A 16,440-nucleotide genomic window follows, 5' to 3' on the forward strand; every position below is an offset into this window, starting at 1 on the left:
CGCGACGGCCGCGGGACGGGCGTCCGAGGCAGGTCCTCGGGCCCGCCCGCCCCGCGCCCGGACTCAGCAGCTCAGGTTGTTGCCGGCAGTCGTGCCCAGGATCGCAACGAACGACTGGTAGCGGTTGATCCGGCTCTGCACCTGCGCGGGATTGCCGCCGTTGCACTCCAACGCGCCATTGATGCTGCGGATCGTCTCGCCGAAGCCCGCCCCGTTGACCATCGCGTTGTGCGCGGTCATCGTGCCGGGGCCGTTCTGGGTGTTCCAGTACCAGAGGCCGGTCTTCCAGGCGACGGCCGGATCGGTCTGGACGAGGTTGGGGTTGTTGAGCAGGTTGATGCCCAGCGCGTCCCCCGCCGCCTTGTAGTTGAAGTTCCAGCTCAGCTGGATCGGGCCTCGTCCGTAGTAGGCGGCCTGCCCGGCCGGGCAGCCGTACGGCTGATTGGCGTCGCAGTAGTGCGGGTAGTTCGCCGTATTCTGCTCGACGATGTACACCAGTCCGCCGGTCTCGTGGCTGACGTTGGCCAGGAACGCCGCCGCCTCCTGCTTCTTCACCGTGTCGCTGCCGGTGTTGGCGAAGCCCGGGTAGGCGCTCAGCGCGGCGGTCAGACCGGCGTAGGTGTAGAACGGGTTCCGGCTCGGGAACATCTGGTTGAACTGCGCCTCGCTCACCACGAAGTCGCCGGGGTTGCCACCGTTGCCGCCCGTGCCGCCACCGGTGGTCGTACCGCCGGTGGCCGACCCGCCGCACGTGAACGGCTCCCAGAACCACGTACTGATCACCGGGTCGTAGCCCGGGTTCGCGTTCTTCGCCCGGTAGAGGTTGCCGTTGGTGTAGCGCACCACGTCACCGACCGAATACGACGTGCCCGCGACCCAGTTCGGGTACGTACAGGTGCCTCCGCCACCCCCGGTCGAGCCACCGGTGGAGCCACCCGTGGTCGTGCCGCCGCCACCGCCGCACGAGCCCTGATCCGCCCAGACGTCCGCGGTGCCGGGCACTTCTCCCTGAGTCCACCACTTGGCGCCCCAGTTGTGGCCGTTGTACGAGGCGGTCGCACCGCCCGTGTAGACGGCCGACGAGTTCCATCCGGTCGCACAACTCGCCGCGGACGCGGTCGAGGCGAACGGCAGGACTGCCGCCAACGCCCCGACGACCGCGATGGCCAACAGGAACGCCACGATCCGTTTTCTCGACATGGAAAGCCCACTCCCTCGCGCAGGAGGACGCACTGCGCGTGATCGACGGAAGTACCGATACACGTACTCCAATGGCCGTTCCGGGACCGGCGCTTGCCTCGATCGAGGCCCCTGGACGGGGTGTTGCGGGGCTCACTCAATACGAATGGTCTATACCAGTCAAGGTCTGGGTCGGTATTCGTCGCACAAAGGACGAAGGGAGGAGCCGGCGCCGCCCCCTCGGCGGCACCGATTCCTCCCCTTGCCCGCCCGCTACGTCGCGGCGTTCACCAGGTCCAGCGCGATGTCGACGATCATGTCCTCCTGGCCCCCGACCATGCCGCGCCGGCCGACCTCGACCAGGATGTCCCGGGTGTCCAGGCCGTAGCGGACGGCCGCGTCCTCGGCGTGGCGCAGGAAGCTGCTGTACACGCCCGCATAGCCGAGGGTCAGGGTCTCCCGGTCGACCTGGACCGGACGGTCCTGCAACGGGCGCACGATGTCGTCCGCCGCGTCCATCAGCCGGAAGACCTCGCAGCCGTGCCGCCAGCCCATCAGGTCCGCGACCGCGACGAACGCCTCCAACGGACAGTTGCCCGCACCCGCGCCCATCCCGGCCAGCGAGGCATCCACCCGGCGCACGCCGTGCTCGACCGCGACGACCGAATTGGCCACGCCCAGACCGAGGTTGTGGTGTGCGTGGATGCCGATCTCGGTCTCCGGCGCCAGCACCTCGCGGTACGCCCGCACCCGGTCGCGAACGCCGTCCATGGTGAGCCGGCCGCCCGAGTCGGTGACGTACACGCAGTGCGCGCCGTACGACTCCATCAGCCGGGCCTGGCGCGCCAGTTCGTCCGCCGGTGCGAGATGGCTCATCATCAGGAAACCGGCCACGTCCATGCCCAGCTCGCGCGCCGCGGCGATGTGCTGGGCGGAGATGTCCGCCTCGGTGCAGTGCGTGGCCACCCGGACCGAGCGCACGCCCAGGTCGTAGGCCCGGCGCAGTTCGGCCAGGGTGCCGATGCCCGGCAGCAGCAGCGTGGTGAGCTTGGCCCGGGTGACCACCTCGGCCGCCGCCGCGATCCACTCGTCGTCGGAGTGCGCGCCCGGCCCGTAGTTGACGCTCGACCCGGCCAGCCCGTCGCCGTGCGCGACCTCGATCGCATCCACGCCGGCCGCGTCCAGCGCGGCGGCGATCTCGCGGACCTGGTCGGTGGTGTACCGGTGCCGGATGGCGTGCATGCCGTCCCGCAGGGTCACGTCCTGAACGTAGATCTCGTACGTCATCGGGTGGCCGACCTCTCCGCCACGCGCAGCGCGGCCGACGTCATGATGTCCAGGTTTCCGGCGTAGGCCGGCAGATAGTGGGCCGCGCCCTCGACCTCCAGGAAGACCGAGACCAACCGGCCTGCTCCGCCCGCGAGCTCGGCCAACGGGTCGTCCGGGCCGATGGCTCGGAACTGCACGTCCTGCTTGAGCCGGTAACCCGGCACGTACTCGGCGACCTCGGCGACCATGGTCAGGATGGACGTGGTCACCGCCGCCTCGTCGGCGTCCTCGCCGACCACGCAGTACACCGTGTCCCGCATGATCATCGGCGGTTCGGCCGGGTTCAGCACGATGATCGCCTTGCCGCGGGCCGCGCCGCCGACCTGTTCCAGGGCGTGCGAGGTGGTCTCGGTGAACTCGTCGATGTTGGCCCGGGTGCCGGGGCCGGCCGAGCGGGAGGAGATGGACGCGACGATCTCCGCGTAGCGCACCGGCGTTGTCCGCGACACCGCGGCGACGATCGGCACCGTTGCCTGGCCGCCGCAGGTGACCATGTTCAGGTCGGCCGCGTCCAGGTGCTCGTCCAGGTTGACCGGCGGAATCACATACGGGCCGAGCGCGGCCGGCGTCAGGTCGATCAGCCGCTTCCCGTACGGCGCGAGCACCTTCGCGTTGTGCCGGTGCGCGCCCGCCGAGGTCGCGTCGAAGACGATCTCGATGTCCGCGAACCCGGGCAGCGCGATCAGACCCTCGACGCCCTCGTCCGTGGTCGGCACGCCGAGCCGGGTCGCCCTGGCCAGGCCCTCCGATGCGGGGTCGATGCCCACCATCGCGGCGAGTTCGAGCGTTTGGGACACCCGGAGAATCTTGATCATCAGGTCGCTGCCGATGTTGCCCGACCCGATGATGGCGACCTTGGTCCGGTCGGTCATCGCTTCAGCCCCTTCGTGAGTTCCGCCAACTGTCGCGCCGACTCCGGCCCTGGCGCCGGCTCCGACGCCGCGCCCCGCGTCGTGTTCTGCGCGGTGTCCCGCGTCGCATCCGGTGTCGTGTCCCGCGTCGCGCCCCGCGCCGGCTCTCGCGCCGACTCCCCCGCGGTGCCTGCGGGCCCGGTGGCATCGGCTCGCCGCCCATCGAGTCCGAAGAACCGTGTCGCGTTGCCGCCGAGAATCAACTCACGCTGTTTCGCGGTCAGTTCCGGGCAGTCCCGGACCACCCCACCGGGGTCCGACTCGCCCAGCGGGAACGGGAAGTCGGTACCGAGCATGACCCGGTCCGGCCCCATCACCTCGACCAGCAGCCGCAGCGCGCGCGGGTCGAACACGGCCGAGTCGACGTAGAACCGGCGTACGTACTCCGACGGCGGCCTGGGCGAATCGGCCCGGACCAGATCCCGGTTGTGCCAGGCGTTGTCGGCTCGGCCGAGCAGGAACGCGAAGCTGCCGCCGCCGTGGCAGAAGCACAACTTCAGCGACTCGGGCAACTTCTCGAACGCACCCTGGAGGATCATCCCGAGGATGCTCAGCTGGGTCTCCGCGGGCATCCCGACCAGCCACGGCAACATGTGCCCGCGCATGCGCTCGCCGCCGAGCATGTCCCACGGGTGCACGAGCACCGGGATCTCCTCGGCGGCACAGTGCGCGAGGAACTCCACGATCCCGTCGTCGCCGAGGTATCGCTCGCCGACGTGATTGCCGATGTGCACACCGCGATGCCCGGCCGCCGCCGCCCGGGACGCGGTCTCGCAGGCCGCGCCGATGTCCTGGAGCGGGACCTGACTCAGCGGCAACAACCGTTCCGGGTCGAGCGAGCAGTAGTCCAGGATGCGGTCGTTGACCAGATCGCACCACTCGACCGCACGGGCGGTCTCGGCCGCGTAGCCGAACATCAGCGGCGTCGAGGAGATCGCCTGCACGTCCACGCCGAGCGCGTCCATGTCGGCCAACCGGCGCTCGGGGTCCCACAGCGGCGCGATCACCGGTCGGTACTCGTCCTCGCCGCTCATCATCATCCCGGTGCCGTCACCGTGGACCCGCAGCCACGGCTCGCCCGCGCCCGTCAGAATGCGGCTCTCGGCCTGCGAGATCCTCGGGAAGACGTGCGAGTGAACGTCGATGACAGTCACGGAACCTCCGTGGTTCACCGCCGGGCTCGGCCGACGGTCGGGGCAGTGGTGGAGATCGGGTGGCGGGGTCCGATACGGGGCGCCGGGGTCACGCTGAGGCGTCGCCTCGCGGCACGGTCCGTGGGCGCAGCGCGTCCGGCCATTGCCGGCCCGGGTGAACCGCGCCGCAGTGCGGGCAGGTCCGGTCGCCGTCGTAGAACGCCTCGAACAGCGGCGGTAGGTCGTCGACGATCGAGCGCAGTTGCACCGGAAGGCGGTTCACCAGCCGGTGACACTCGACGCAGTACCACTCGAACGCGTCGATCAGACCCTCGGCCCGGCCGAACTCGACCACCAGGCCGATGCTGCCCGCCTCCGGTCGCTGCGGCGAGTGCCGCACGTGCGGTGGCAGGAGGAAGACGTCGCCCTCGTTGATCTGGATGTCGACCGGCGGCTTGCCCTCTTCCTCCATCACCCGGAGCACCATGTTGCCCTGGAGCTGGTAGAAGAACTCCTCGATCGGGTCGTCGTGGAAGTCGGTGCGCTGGTTGGGCCCGCCGACCACGGTGACCACAAGGTCGGCCTCGGTCCAGATCTGGATGTTGCCGACCGGCGGCTTCAGCAGGTCCCGGTGTTCGTCGATCCACCTGTTGAAGTTGAACGGCAGGCCATTGGTCAGTTTCGGCAGGCTCATCTGCGGTCCCTTTCTCTCGCCGTGGCTGTCGCTTCAGGACTCGACGGCGCCGGTGGGGTTCGACGGGGCGGATCGGTTCGGCTGCGGCAGGTACGCGACGCAGGAGATCTCGATCAGCAGGTGCGGATGCGGGAGTTGGTGCACCGCGACGGTCGTGCGGGTGGGGCCGGTCTCGTCGAAGTACTCGGCGTAGACCTCGTTGTAGCCGCCGAAATCGTTCATGCCGACCAGGTAGGTGGTGAGCGAGACCGCATCGGCCAGGCCGCCGCCGACCGCCGCCAGCAGGTCGGCGATGTTCTCGATCACCGCCCGGGTCTGCGCCCGGATGTCGAGGTCCGTGGTACCCATCGCGTCGGCGCTCGCACCGACGAAGGTGCCGTCCGGCCGCCGGGAGCTGGTGCCGGACACGTAGACGAAGTCACCGGCCCGCTTGACGTGTGGGAACCGGCCGCGCGGGGTGGCCTTGCCGGCGACCAGGATGCCGTCGTCGGCGCTCATCGGGTGGTCACCTCCGCGCGGCCGAGGCCGGCCGCGGACACGCGCACGTGCACGCCCCCGGGCAGTGGCATCGCGGCGGTGGCAGCCCCCGCGAGCACGACCCATCCGGGCCGGAGTTCGAGGCCGGCCTCGGCGGCCAGTCGGGCCGCCGCGATCAGCGAACGCAGCGGGTTGCCCAGGATCGCCGCCGAGGAGCCGCTCGTCACGACCCGCCCGTCGATCTCGACGAGCAGGCCCAGGTTGCTCAGGTCCAGCCCGGCCGGATCGTGCCAGGTACCGAACCCGAAGCCGGCCGCCGACGCGTTGTCCGCGATCACGTCGGGAAGTGTGAAATCGAAGTCGGCGTAGCGCGAGTCCAGCACCTCGTAGGCGACCGCGACGCCGGCGATCGCGCGCACCGCCTCGGCGGGGGTGACCGTGCCGGACAGCGGGCTGCCGATCAGGAACGCGATCTCCGGCTCGATCCGGGGATGGATCAGCTCGGCCGGGTCGAGCACACCGCCCTCCTCGACCAGCATCGCGTCGGTGAGCAGGCCCCAGATCACGTCGTCCACGCCCATTTGCATCATCTTGGCGCGGCTGGTGAAGCCCATCTTGACGCCGATCAGCGCCTCGCCCCGGGCCAGCCGGCGGTCGATCACGGCACGCTGCACCCGGTACGCGGCGGCCAGATCGAGGTCGGTGGTGTCGGTGAGGCGGGCCACGGTCCGGTGGGCGAGGGCGGCCTCGTCGAGGGTCGCGGCCAGATGGGCGACGAGTTGAGGGGTTACCGGCTGGGGGTCGACAGCTCGGGGGTCGGCTGCCTGGGGGTCGGCTGCCTGGGGGTCGGCTGCCTGAGGGGCGTTCATGAGGTCTCCTCCTCCGAGTTCGTCGCCGCGAATGCGACCCGGACGTCGCCGAGCCCGTCGATCCGGGCCTCCAGCACGTCGCCCGGGGCGACCGCCACCATCGGGCCGAGCGCGCCGGTGAGCACGGTGTCCCCGGCGCGCAGCGGTCGGCCGAGCCGGACGAGGGTGTCCGCGAGCCAGAGCGCCGCGTTCAACGGGTGACCCAGGCAAGCCGCGCCGGTGCCGGTGGAGACCGGTTCGCCGCGCCGCTCCAGAACCATGCCGGCGAGGCGCAGGTCCAGGCCGCCGAGCGCCACCGGCCGGGTGCCGAGCACGTACATCCCGGAGGAGGCGTTGTCCGCGACGGTGTCCGCAAGGGTGATGTCCCAGTCCCGCACCCGGCTGCCGCACACCTCGATCGCGGGCAGTGCGAAGGCGGTGGCCCGGATCAGGTCGGCGACGGTGTGCCGCTCGTGCGTCAGGTCGGCCTCCAGCACGAGCGCGACCTCGGCCTCGGCCCTGGGCTGGAGCACGGCGCCGACCGGCACCTCGGCGCCGTCCGGCACCGCCATGTCCGCGTACAGCATGCCGAAGTCCGGTTCCCGCACCCCGAGTTGGCGCTGTACGGCGGCGGAGGTCAGGCCGATCTTGCGCCCGACCAGCCGGCGGCCCTCGGCGAGCCGGCCCAGGGTCAGCCGCTCCTGGACCGCGTACGCGTCCTCGACGCCGGTGATCAGGTCGCGGATCGGCGCACACGGCACACCGCTCCGCTCCGCGTCGAGCAGCCGCGCCGCGGCGGCATCGATGGCATTCATCGCTGTCTCTGTCTCCGTCACTGTCACGAACCGGTCCTTCAGATCTTGATGCAGATGTTGACCGGCTCGGAGAAGAAGTCCAACGAGTACTCGCCGCCCTCCCGGCCGATCCCGGATGCCTTGATCCCGCCGAACGGCGTGCGCAGGTCCCGCAGATTCCAGCAGTTGACCCACACGATCCCGGCCTCGACGCGCGGGGCGACCCGGTGCGCGCGGGACAGGTCGCGGGTCCATACGGTCGCGGCCAGGCCGTACCGGCTGTCGTTGGCGAGCGCGATCGCCTCGTCCTCGGTGTCGAACGGCAGCACGTGGCAGATCGGCCCGAAGACCTCCTCCCGCACGGTGCGCGCGCTCTGCGCCAGACCGGTGAGCACGGTCGGCTCGACGTGGAACCCCCGGTCGCGCTCGTCACCGAAGCTCGGCACACCGCCGCCCGCGACGACCGTGGCGCCCTCCTCGACCGCAAGCCGGTAGTACGACAGCACCTTGTCCCGGTGCGCGGCCGAGATCATCGGCCCGTAGCCGGTCAACGCCCGGGCCCCTGCCCCGAGCTCGGCCACGAAGGCGGCGAAGATCGAGCGCTCGACGTAGACCCGCTCGGTACACAGGCAGATCTGCCCGGAGTGGGTGAAGGCGGACCGTACGGTGCCCGCCACGGCCTCCTCGAAGTCCGCGTCGGCGAACACGATCGCCGGGTTCTTGCCGCCGAGTTCGAAGGACACCGGGGTGATGTGCTCGGCGGCCTTGCGCATGATCGCGCTGCCGGTGGCCGACTCGCCGGTGAACGCGATCGCGTCCACACCCGCATGCGCGGTGAGGAACTCCCCGGCGGCACCCGCGCCGTGACCGTGGATCAGATTGAACGTACCGGCCGGCAGACCGGCTTCGTGGATCACTTCGGCGAGCAGCGTCGCGGTGGACGGCGTCTCCTCGGACGGCTTGGCGACCACGGTGTTGCCGGCCGCGAGGGCGGGCGCCACCTTCCAGGTCAGCAGCAGGAGCGGGAGGTTCCACGGCGAGATGATCGCGACCACGCCCAGCGGACGGCGCACGGTGTAGTTGAGCGCCCGGCCGACGCCGCCGCTCCACCCGGGCACGGCGGTCGAGTGGGCGCGCTCGGGCCGCCCGTAGAGCAGATCGGCGTAGGCGCGAAAGTTGCCGATCGCGCGCGGGATGTCGACGCCGGCCGCGAGCTCGCGCGGCTTGCCGGTGTCGGCGACCTCGGCGTCCACGAATTCGTCGAACCGGGCCTGGATCCCGTCCGCGATCCGCCGCATCGCCTCGGCCCGCACCTCGACACCGGCCGAGCCCCACTCGCCGAGCGCACCACGCGCGGCCACGACCGCGGCATCCACGACCGCTCGATCGGCCTCGGGAACCTCCCCCGCGACGGCCCCGTCCACCGGGTTCACCAGCGCAAACGCTCCGCTACCCGCCCGGGTGAACTCCCCCGCCACGTAGTGTGCGGGCAGCACACCCTCCCCGGCCGCCGACCGTGCCATCGCCATTCCCTTCGCCGCGAGCCCCATCACAGGGAGCTTCCCCCGGCGACGACATGCCCGTCCAATACTCTTTGGACCGCACTACATGCCGCTTTCGGTATGACCTGGGGTCGGCGGCCGGATCACCAAAGCCGTCCAGAACCCTCAGGCCGGCGGCTCGCAACCATCGCGCGCGGCGTTGGCGGCGAGCACGGCGCGCAGGATGGCATCCGAGGCCGGCAACGGCACCCCCGCCCTGATCGTCAGCAGGTAGTTCACACTGCCCGCCGAACACCTGGCGAAGTATTCCGAGCCCTTGCCGTCGAGCACATACGACTCGGCAACCCTTCCCACAGTCTCGGGAGTGGGCGCTCGCGCGTATTCGAGGTCGGCGAGTACGCCACGACGCACTTCCAACCGAAGCGCCGACACCTCTTCGGGCTTCGCCTCATCCGAAACGATGCAGTCCTCCCACCCGGAATCGCGTCCCGACCAGCGCTCGACCCACGTGGGATGCGCACCAAGTGCGACCCCGGCGATCGGCACTCCGCACAGCGTCGCCCCCTGCGCAAACGCGGTCGCCACGACCTCGCCCCGTCGAGCAGGCGCGGGCAACTCCGGCATCGTGCAACCCGCTTTCCGCCGCGCCGAGTTGGTCAACGCCACCATCGTCGCCGCGATGCGCTCCCGGTTCCCGGCTCTCCCGGGAAGCCCGAGTCGGGAAAATGGATGATTCCGCTCGGGGATGCGCAGATCCTCGGCGGTCACTCGGGCGAACGATGTCTCCCCATCGGCCATGCACGGCGGAACCCGTAGCCAGCCGTCGAGATCCGAGGCCATGCCGAGCAGCCCATCACCCAGCGGCGTCGAAATCGGCAGGCGGCCGCCGATGCCGTAGTGCTGGTCGGTCGACCGGTAGTCCTTGTCAAGGACGTACCGGAACGCGAGCTGCGGCCGCCCCCGAATCTTCGTGTACACCATGCACCCGTCGCTGTTCGCGGCCGGATAACGAAGCGCCCCCTTCCCCGCTGCCTCCCCGTACTCTCCCGGCGGCAGCAACGCCGCCAACTCGTCGGCGGGCAGCAACCCCCAGCAATAGCTCCGCGGTCGATCCGACGTGCTCCGTGTCGACAAGAACACGATCAGCGCCACGACCAGCCCGAGGGCCACCACGCCGACGAGCACAACGACACCGCGCCGACCCCGAAACGCTTTCACTTCATCACGATTTCCGACGGGATGACAGCGCTGTAGGCACGACCGGCCTCGTTGCCGAGTTCCACGTTCTTATAGCTCGGATTTTCCGCCATCCAGGTTTTCATGACACCTTCCACCTGTACCCGTCCGCTGACATACGCGCCGTGTACTTGCTCCCTCGCGTGCTCACTTGCGTCGGGCGGATACGCTTGAAAGAACTCCCCGACGATCCCGTTAACGCCTGCGGTCGCGATGGCCGCGACAGGGGCGAGGATGGGATGGGTATTGACTGCCGCCGCAGCCTTGAAGATCGCACCGGCGGATACCCCGTTGATGCCTGCGCCGACCCACCGCACTTTCCTGGGTCAGCGCAAGATGCAAGGATTCCGAATTCTTTGCCAGAACCTCGGTCACACTCCCACGCAGGGCGCCGGACTCGCTCAGGATCGCGGGAGCGCCCTTCGCACCGAGCGTATTCATCACGTTCTCCACCGCACCGGCCATGGCAGGCGTGGTCAGTCGGCCCGTGGTGGCCGCAACAAGGGCATCGCCGAACGCATCGAGGTGGGGTCGTTCCCGGCTGACCGGGTTCAGCGGATCCACGAGGGCGTGTGCGAAGCCGATCTGCTCGACGTGTTCCTTGCCCTTGGGGCCGGTGAAGAAGTCCGTCGACGCGTCGGGGTTGTGGGAAAGGGTGACCAGGAACCCGTTGACCGGGTCACGGGCAGGATCCGGGCCCCAGCCCTGACCGTTGTTCATGGACTTGTCGAACGCCAACAGATCCTCGCCCACCGCACCCAGGAACTTGGTGTCGTACGTACCTTCCCGGAGCAGCCGATCAAGTTTTTGATATCCGAAAATCGACGCGGCGCCCGGTCCGCCGGTCGTCTGCTCGACCTCGCGCCCGGCCTCCTTGAGACGCCGCATCCACTCGGCGTCGCCCGCCAGTTCCGCACTGGCGGTGGACAACGCGCCCCTGACCCGCCCCTCGATCAGCTTGGCCGTTTCGCGCGTCGCCTTCGGCCCGGCCGCGCCGCCCAAGGCTTCCAGTTTTTCGGTGGCGTCGAGCAGACGTCCTGGACCGAGCATTCTCATCAACTCGGCATCGAAGCCCGGGTTCGCGCCGTTCTGTTTGAGCAGGGTTTCCAGGAGCGCGAGATCCTGCGCATTCACCTTCCCGGTGTCGAGCTTGGCCAGGAGTTCGGTGGCGCGCATCGCGTCGGCGGTCGAGTCTCCTCCGAGCGCGCGGACGTTGAAGTCGTCCTTTGGGCCGAAATCCACATTCTTGCGCATCGTATTGGCGGCGACGACGTCCGCGTCGGTCGCCTTCTGCAGCGCTGCGGCAATGCGGGCGGCTATGTCCTTGGCCTGGGATTCGAGCGAGGCGTGCTCGCTGTCGGTGTCGGCCTGCCAGGTGAGGCGGCCGTCCGGGCGCCGGGTGATCCTGCTTCGGCGAGCTGCTTCGAGCGCCTCCCGCACCGCGTTCTGCGCCGCCCGCAATTCGCCCGCGGCCTCCCGAGCGATCGATGCCATAGCGCCGGACTCGGCGCGGATGGCCTCCAGTTGGGCACCGACGTAGCCGATGAGCTCCACCGCCCGACGGCCGTCCTTGCTGTCCCAACCGCCGCCGCGCAAGGGCCCGATCACGTCGTGCTCCACGGACTCCCGCCGACCGCTCATCGCCGCGCTCAGTTGTTCCCAGGAAGCGGCGACGGCATCGAGCGCGTCCGGTGAACAGGCTTCAAGGTCCTCGACGGTCAACGTCACGAAAACAATCCCCCGACTTCATAAAGCCACTCGATCCGCGCCGGCCGCCCGGAATGGCGACGAGATTAGCAGCCGAGCCCACCCACTTCCGGCGCAAGATGTGTCGACTCGGTGATACCGGCCGCGTTTCATGCGAAAGGTCCGGATCATCCGGCAAATGGGTCTCCGCGCCGAACATCGAAACGCAAGCGGAATGCTATTTTCCACTTTCATCCCGTACGGATGAATCCGCTTCCGGGCCTCGGCCGCAAGTATGCTCGGTCACACTTCGCGGCCCGGTCGGGCCGATTAATTTCCCGCAGCACGAAAAGGGTTCCGATGGCCGACGGCGAGAGCATGGACATGATTATCAACCCATGGCGATACCAGGGTTCCGCGCCGCCCGCGCCGCCCGAAGCCAAGCCCGCCGGCCCGGTGGAGACCAGACTCCAGTCGACGATCGACCCCGGCGGCGGTGGATCGGTCCGGGTCGACGCGGGCGTGCTCAGCACCTCGGCGACGCGACTGGAGCAACTGCGCGGCGAGGTCCAGGGCGGCGTGCAGAACTCGCTCCGAGGCACCGATCACGCCGTCGTGGGTCGGAATCTGGAGGTCACCAAAGCCGTCCAGTACGTGCACGACCGTTGGACGGAGAAACTGGCCCACCTGCTCGAAGACATGCAGGAGCGGGTGACCCGGGTTCGCAAGGCCGCGGACAACTGGGATCACACGGAGGCCAACGTCACCCAGTCCATGCGGTAGGCCGCCTGCCGGGAAGGGGATCTTTCGCCGGACGACCCCTCCAGCGGAGATACATCTAACGCTTTGAAAGTGCTTGACCCATTAGTTCGTTCGGCGGTACAACTGACGCATCAGCACGCCGACGAAGGTAGAAATCATGGGCATCGCCGCCATTCCCCAGGTTGCACACCGGTTCGTGGACGTCGACGGGGCTCGGGTGTTCTATCGGGAGGCCGGGCCCGCGGATGCGCCCACGATGCTTCTGTTGCACGGGTTTCCGTCGGCCTCGCATCAGTTCCGGCGGCTCATGGACGCGCTGGGCAACGACTTTCGGCTGATCGCGCCGGACTACCCCGGGTTCGGGCACACCGAGGTGCCGGTCGGGTTCACCTATTCGTTCGACCGCCTCGCCGACGTGGTCGAGGGATTCGTGGACACACTCGGCCTGGATCGGTACGTGCTCTACACCTTCGACTTCGGCGGCCCGATCGGCCTGCGGCTGGCCGAGCGGCGACCGGCGGCGGTGGCCGGGCTGATCGTGCAGAACGCCAACGCGTACGCCGAGGGCCTGTCCGAGATGGCCCGTGACTTCATCGCGCTCACCCCCGACGTGCCGGGCGCTCGGGAGAAGGCCGCCGAACTCCTGGTGCTGCCGGTCACCCGGAGCCAGTACGAGGGCGGCACGACCGACCCCACCCTGGTGGCCCCCGACGGCTGGACCCTGGACCAGCACTTCCTGGACCGGCCGGGGCGCAAGGAGGCCCAGGTCGATCTGGCGCTGAACTACCACACCAACGTCGCGCTGTACCCGCAGTGGCAGGCGTGGCTGGCCGAGCACCGCCCGGCGACGCTCATCGTCTGGGGCCGCAACGACATCTTCTTCCCGGAACCCGGCGCACACGCCTACCTCGCCGACGTGCCGGACGCCGAATTGCACATCCTGGACACCGGCCACTTCGCCCTGGAGGACAAACTCCCGGAAATCGCGCCCCTGATCGCGGACTTCCTGACCCGCACTTGGAACGGCGGTTGATCACCCCGCCGGGCGCGGGCTTCCTGAACCGCCTGTAACGGTGCAGTCGACCGCCGATCTCCCGACACCATCCGGTGGCTCCGACCGGTGGCGGATCCGGCCGCCGGCCGGAGCGACCGGGCCGCCGCCGTCACGGCCGGTGTCCTGGCAGCGGGGCCCGCGACCCCGAGCCGGCCCGTACATGAACGTTCCCGCTCCCGAGTCGGGTGCGCGCGTTCGCCTCGCGAGTCGGCTGAGCGCTAGGTTGACAAATACGTTGTTGCCGAACGAAAGCGGTTTCCGGTGGATGTCGCCCGCGCCATGGCCCACGACCCACACGGCGTCTTCGCCCGGATGCGTGAAGCCGGCCCCGTACACGCGATCGTCGCGCCGGACGGCAGCCCCGCGTGGTTGGTCACCAGGAACGCGGATGTCCAGGCGGCACTCGGCGACCCGCGGTTCTCGCTGGACAAGAGGCATGCCAAGCCCGGCGGTTACCAAGGATTCGAACTCCCGCCCGCCCTGGACGCCAACCTGCTCAACATGGACCCGCCCGACCACACCCGCCTGCGCCGCCTCGCCGGCCAGGCATTCACCCCGCGGCACACCGCCGACCTGCGTCCCCGCCTCGAACGTACCGTCGAATCCCTGGCCGACGACCTCGCCGGCCGCGAACGGGTCGACCTGGTCGCGGACTTCGCATCGCCCTTCGCGGTCGGGGTGATCTGCGAACTGCTCGGCGTCCCGGCCGAGTCCCGGTCCGACTTCCGCACCTGGACCAACGCCGTACTGGGCGCGGACGCCACCCGCGAGGGCATCCGCTCGACGGTGCGCGAGATGTACGCGTTCTTCGTCGCGCTGCTCGCCGCCAAGCGCGCCGACCCCGGACCCGATCTGCTGTCCGCGCTGATCGCCGCCCGGGACGCCGAAGACCGGCTCAGTGAGGACGAACTGACCTCCCTGGCGTTCCTGTTGCTCTTCGCGGGCTACGAGAACTCGGCCAACCTGATGGCCGGCGCCCTGTACGCGACGATCGAGGACGCGGCGTTGCGCGAAGCGCTGCGCGCCGATCCGGCGGCGGTTCCGGTGTTGGTCGAGGAGGTGGCCCGGCACATGTCGCCGGCCCTGCTCGCGATTCGCCGCTTCCCGCTCGAAGACATCGAACTCGGCGGTGTCACCATCCCGGCCGGCGACACGGTCTTCCTGTCCATCGCCTCGGCCAACCGCGACCCGCGCCGCTACGCGCGCCCGGACCGGATCCAGTTGGACCGCCCCGATCCGGCCCGCCACCTGAGCTTCGGCCAGGGCATCCACTACTGCATCGGCGCACCGCTGGCCCGCCTGGAGGCCGAACTCGCGGTCCGCACCGTCCTGACCCGCTTCCCGAAGGCCCGCCGCCACGCGCCGATTTCCTGGCAGCCGTCGGTCCGAGTCCGCGGCCTGAGCACCCTGCCGGTGGAACTCGGCAACTGACCGGTCCCCCGAATCGGGCCGGCCGCCACGCTGCCTGTCCTCGGGATCGGTATGCGCCGATTCCCCGCATCGCTCCCGTCCTCGCGCCCCTGCGAACAGCGAAGTGTCACAACTTTGTGAGAACCCTGTGAGGCGGCCGGATTCCCAGTGACGTCGGGGCCGAAAAGCACGACAGTGTATGGAGCACGGCAGGGGATCGGCGGTGCTACGCCACGACCGTCGAAGAGTGGCGTGCGATGGATGGGGAGTCGGAGCAGATGTCTGTTCGTCGAGCGGTTTTCACGCACGTGCACCGCGTACCCGACCGAGGGACCCACGACCGGGCGCCGGCGGCGCGCATCCGAGGCGATCGGCCGTCGGGCGTGCGCTGGTGGACCCGGCGCACCACGCAGGCCGCCGCGATGGGCGCGCTGATGATCGTGGCCTTGGCCGTCGGGCCTTCGCTCGGCATCCTGCCGTCGTTGTCCGCGCGCGTCGACGGAGTCAGCCGGATCACGAACGTGGTCCACGACTCGGACACGCCCGTCCACAAGCGCTGACCGGCGGCGCATGCGTGCCGCCCCGCAGGCCGAACCCGCCGTCGCATCACTCCGACGGCCGGCCCGGCCGCCCACTCCCGCGCGCTCGGGCCGAGCCGAGCCCCTGGCCGCCCAGGTCGAGCCACGGCTCACGGCGGATCCGGGTCAAAGCATCACCGACTCGATCACCCGGCGCAGACCGATCTCCAGAATCCGCGGGTCGTCCCAGTCGCGCGTGACGTGGTCGAACAGCACTCCCTGAAGCAGCGCGAGCATGATGTGCCCGTCCAGGCGCGCGTTCGTGGACCCCAACGCCAGCGCGACCAGCTCCGCGAAACCGCGGAACTCGGCCTGGCAACGGATCATCGTCTCGCGCACCAACGGCTCGCGCGCGCCCGCCAGTTCCAGTTCCAGGCGAGCCAACTGCACTTCGCGGGTCGCGTCCCACCACGTGCGGATGAAGTGGGCCAGTTCCGCGTAGTCGATCGCGATCGGCCGAACCGCCGTCATCCGCATCAGCTTGTGGGTGACCTCGCCGGCGTATGCCCTGTCCAGCGTGGCCATCCGCTCGACCACCGCCAGGATCAGCTGGTCCCGGGTCTTGAAGTAGTACGTGACCGAGCCATTGGGCAGCCCCGCTTCCTCCTGCACCGCACGGTGGGTCAGCCCGCGCAGGCCGTTGGTGGCAAGCACCCGGATCGACGCGTCCAGCATCAGTGCGCGCCGGTCCACCCGCCCCGAACCGGCGGACGAGCCGGCGGCGGAACCGCGCGCGTCGGCGGTGACGGGAGTTACGGCTGCCTCCGGTGGGACGGAGGGCGCGGCGGGGGGCTCGGGCGTGCTGTCGGGGTCGTTGACGTGCGGCATGTGTCCATTATCCCCGAGC

General features: G+C 69.7%; 16 protein-coding genes. 4 read left to right on the forward strand and 12 right to left on the reverse strand.

Annotated features, from left to right (window positions below):
• Positions 1-63: 63 nt before the first annotated feature.
• From A3IC_RS0111525 to A3IC_RS0111580, 11 genes are all read right to left on the reverse strand, one after another.
• Positions 64-1,200, reverse strand: coding sequence for a glycoside hydrolase family 19 protein (locus A3IC_RS0111525; protein WP_026218145.1), 1,137 nt, complete (start codon positions 1,198-1,200; stop codon positions 64-66).
• Positions 1,201-1,452: 252 nt separating this feature from the next.
• Positions 1,453-2,466 carry a 4-hydroxy-2-oxovalerate aldolase gene (gene dmpG / locus A3IC_RS0111530; RefSeq protein WP_020550204.1) on the reverse strand — a complete coding sequence of 338 codons (1,014 nt, stop codon included), beginning with the start codon at positions 2,464-2,466 and terminating at the stop codon, positions 1,453-1,455.
• Positions 2,463-3,380, reverse strand: a complete 918-nt coding sequence (locus A3IC_RS0111535; protein ID WP_020550205.1) for an acetaldehyde dehydrogenase (acetylating) — start codon at positions 3,378-3,380, stop codon at positions 2,463-2,465. Before A3IC_RS0111535 ends, dmpG begins: the two co-directional genes overlap by 4 nt.
• On the reverse strand, positions 3,377-4,573 hold the full coding sequence (locus A3IC_RS53800; RefSeq protein ID WP_079026391.1) for an amidohydrolase family protein: 1,197 nt from the start codon (positions 4,571-4,573) through the stop codon (positions 3,377-3,379). The genes A3IC_RS0111535 and A3IC_RS53800 overlap by 4 nt, the downstream gene beginning before the upstream one ends.
• Positions 4,574-4,661: 88 nt before the next feature.
• Entirely contained in the window at positions 4,662-5,246 is a 585-nt protein-coding gene (locus tag A3IC_RS0111545; protein WP_020550207.1) for a 3-hydroxyanthranilate 3,4-dioxygenase, read from the reverse strand.
• A 33-nt stretch (positions 5,247-5,279) separates the two neighbouring features.
• Positions 5,280-5,744: a RidA family protein gene (locus A3IC_RS0111550; RefSeq protein ID WP_020550208.1), complete on the reverse strand. Its 465-nt coding sequence runs from the start codon at positions 5,742-5,744 to the stop codon at positions 5,280-5,282.
• Positions 5,741-6,592, reverse strand: a complete 852-nt coding sequence (locus A3IC_RS0111555) for a 2-keto-4-pentenoate hydratase (RefSeq protein WP_079026386.1) — start codon at positions 6,590-6,592, stop codon at positions 5,741-5,743. Before A3IC_RS0111555 ends, A3IC_RS0111550 begins: the two co-directional genes overlap by 4 nt.
• Positions 6,589-7,386, reverse strand: coding sequence for a 2-keto-4-pentenoate hydratase (locus A3IC_RS0111560; RefSeq protein WP_020550210.1), 798 nt, complete (start codon positions 7,384-7,386; stop codon positions 6,589-6,591). The genes A3IC_RS0111555 and A3IC_RS0111560 overlap by 4 nt, the downstream gene beginning before the upstream one ends.
• 38 nt (positions 7,387-7,424) lie before the next feature.
• The gene (locus A3IC_RS0111565) at positions 7,425-8,888 is read right to left on the reverse strand and encodes a 2-hydroxymuconic semialdehyde dehydrogenase (protein ID WP_040876484.1); all 1,464 of its coding nucleotides are present in this window, start codon (positions 8,886-8,888) and stop codon (positions 7,425-7,427) included.
• A 144-nt stretch (positions 8,889-9,032) separates the two neighbouring features.
• Positions 9,033-10,052 carry a hypothetical protein gene (locus tag A3IC_RS0111570; protein ID WP_020550212.1) on the reverse strand — a complete coding sequence of 340 codons (1,020 nt, stop codon included), beginning with the start codon at positions 10,050-10,052 and terminating at the stop codon, positions 9,033-9,035.
• 246 nt (positions 10,053-10,298) lie between these two features.
• Positions 10,299-11,831, reverse strand: a complete 1,533-nt coding sequence (locus A3IC_RS0111580; protein ID WP_020550213.1) for a hypothetical protein — start codon at positions 11,829-11,831, stop codon at positions 10,299-10,301.
• Positions 11,832-12,167: 336 nt separating this feature from the next.
• Between A3IC_RS0111580 and A3IC_RS0111585 the strand changes: the two genes are divergently transcribed.
• From A3IC_RS0111585 to A3IC_RS0111600, 4 genes are all read left to right on the forward strand, one after another.
• Positions 12,168-12,572: a hypothetical protein gene (locus tag A3IC_RS0111585; RefSeq protein ID WP_158695914.1), complete on the forward strand. Its 405-nt coding sequence runs from the start codon at positions 12,168-12,170 to the stop codon at positions 12,570-12,572.
• A gap of 136 nt (positions 12,573-12,708) precedes the next feature.
• Positions 12,709-13,584 (forward strand): alpha/beta fold hydrolase, encoded by an 876-nt coding sequence (locus tag A3IC_RS0111590; RefSeq protein ID WP_020550215.1) that lies wholly within the window; start codon positions 12,709-12,711, stop codon positions 13,582-13,584.
• A gap of 300 nt (positions 13,585-13,884) precedes the next feature.
• The gene (locus A3IC_RS0111595; protein WP_020550216.1) at positions 13,885-15,036 is read left to right on the forward strand and encodes a cytochrome P450 family protein; all 1,152 of its coding nucleotides are present in this window, start codon (positions 13,885-13,887) and stop codon (positions 15,034-15,036) included.
• A 257-nt stretch (positions 15,037-15,293) separates the two neighbouring features.
• Positions 15,294-15,575, forward strand: coding sequence for a hypothetical protein (locus tag A3IC_RS0111600; RefSeq protein ID WP_158695915.1), 282 nt, complete (start codon positions 15,294-15,296; stop codon positions 15,573-15,575).
• Positions 15,576-15,719: 144 nt separating this feature from the next.
• Here the strand turns inward: A3IC_RS0111600 and A3IC_RS62165 are convergent, their stop codons facing one another.
• A complete protein-coding gene (locus A3IC_RS62165; RefSeq protein ID WP_020550218.1) occupies positions 15,720-16,421 on the reverse strand; it encodes a TetR/AcrR family transcriptional regulator in 702 nt (233 codons plus the stop codon).
• Positions 16,422-16,440: the final 19 nt, after the last annotated feature.

The organism is Embleya scabrispora DSM 41855 (assembly GCF_000372745.1).
GTDB classification, from domain to species: domain Bacteria; phylum Actinomycetota; class Actinomycetes; order Streptomycetales; family Streptomycetaceae; genus Embleya; species Embleya scabrispora.

Coding starts and splice junctions, on each gene's coding strand:
- A3IC_RS0111525 (WP_026218145.1), bottom strand. CDS start 1,200: ATGTCGAGAAAACGGATCGTGGCGTTCCTGTTGGCCATCGCGGTCGTC.
- dmpG (WP_020550204.1), bottom strand. CDS start 2,466: ATGACGTACGAGATCTACGTTCAGGACGTGACCCTGCGGGACGGCATG.
- A3IC_RS0111535 (WP_020550205.1), bottom strand. CDS start 3,380: ATGACCGACCGGACCAAGGTCGCCATCATCGGGTCGGGCAACATCGGC.
- A3IC_RS0111545 (WP_020550207.1), bottom strand. CDS start 5,246: ATGAGCCTGCCGAAACTGACCAATGGCCTGCCGTTCAACTTCAACAGG.
- A3IC_RS0111550 (WP_020550208.1), bottom strand. CDS start 5,744: ATGAGCGCCGACGACGGCATCCTGGTCGCCGGCAAGGCCACCCCGCGC.
- A3IC_RS0111555 (WP_079026386.1), bottom strand. CDS start 6,592: ATGAACGCCCCTCAGGCAGCCGACCCCCAGGCAGCCGACCCCCAGGCA.
- A3IC_RS0111560 (WP_020550210.1), bottom strand. CDS start 7,386: ATGAATGCCATCGATGCCGCCGCGGCGCGGCTGCTCGACGCGGAGCGG.
- A3IC_RS0111565 (WP_040876484.1), bottom strand. CDS start 8,888: ATGGCACGGTCGGCGGCCGGGGAGGGTGTGCTGCCCGCACACTACGTG.
- A3IC_RS0111585 (WP_158695914.1), top strand. CDS start 12,168: ATGGACATGATTATCAACCCATGGCGATACCAGGGTTCCGCGCCGCCC.
- A3IC_RS0111590 (WP_020550215.1), top strand. CDS start 12,709: ATGGGCATCGCCGCCATTCCCCAGGTTGCACACCGGTTCGTGGACGTC.
- A3IC_RS0111595 (WP_020550216.1), top strand. CDS start 13,885: ATGGCCCACGACCCACACGGCGTCTTCGCCCGGATGCGTGAAGCCGGC.
- A3IC_RS0111600 (WP_158695915.1), top strand. CDS start 15,294: ATGTCTGTTCGTCGAGCGGTTTTCACGCACGTGCACCGCGTACCCGAC.
- A3IC_RS62165 (WP_020550218.1), bottom strand. CDS start 16,421: ATGCCGCACGTCAACGACCCCGACAGCACGCCCGAGCCCCCCGCCGCG.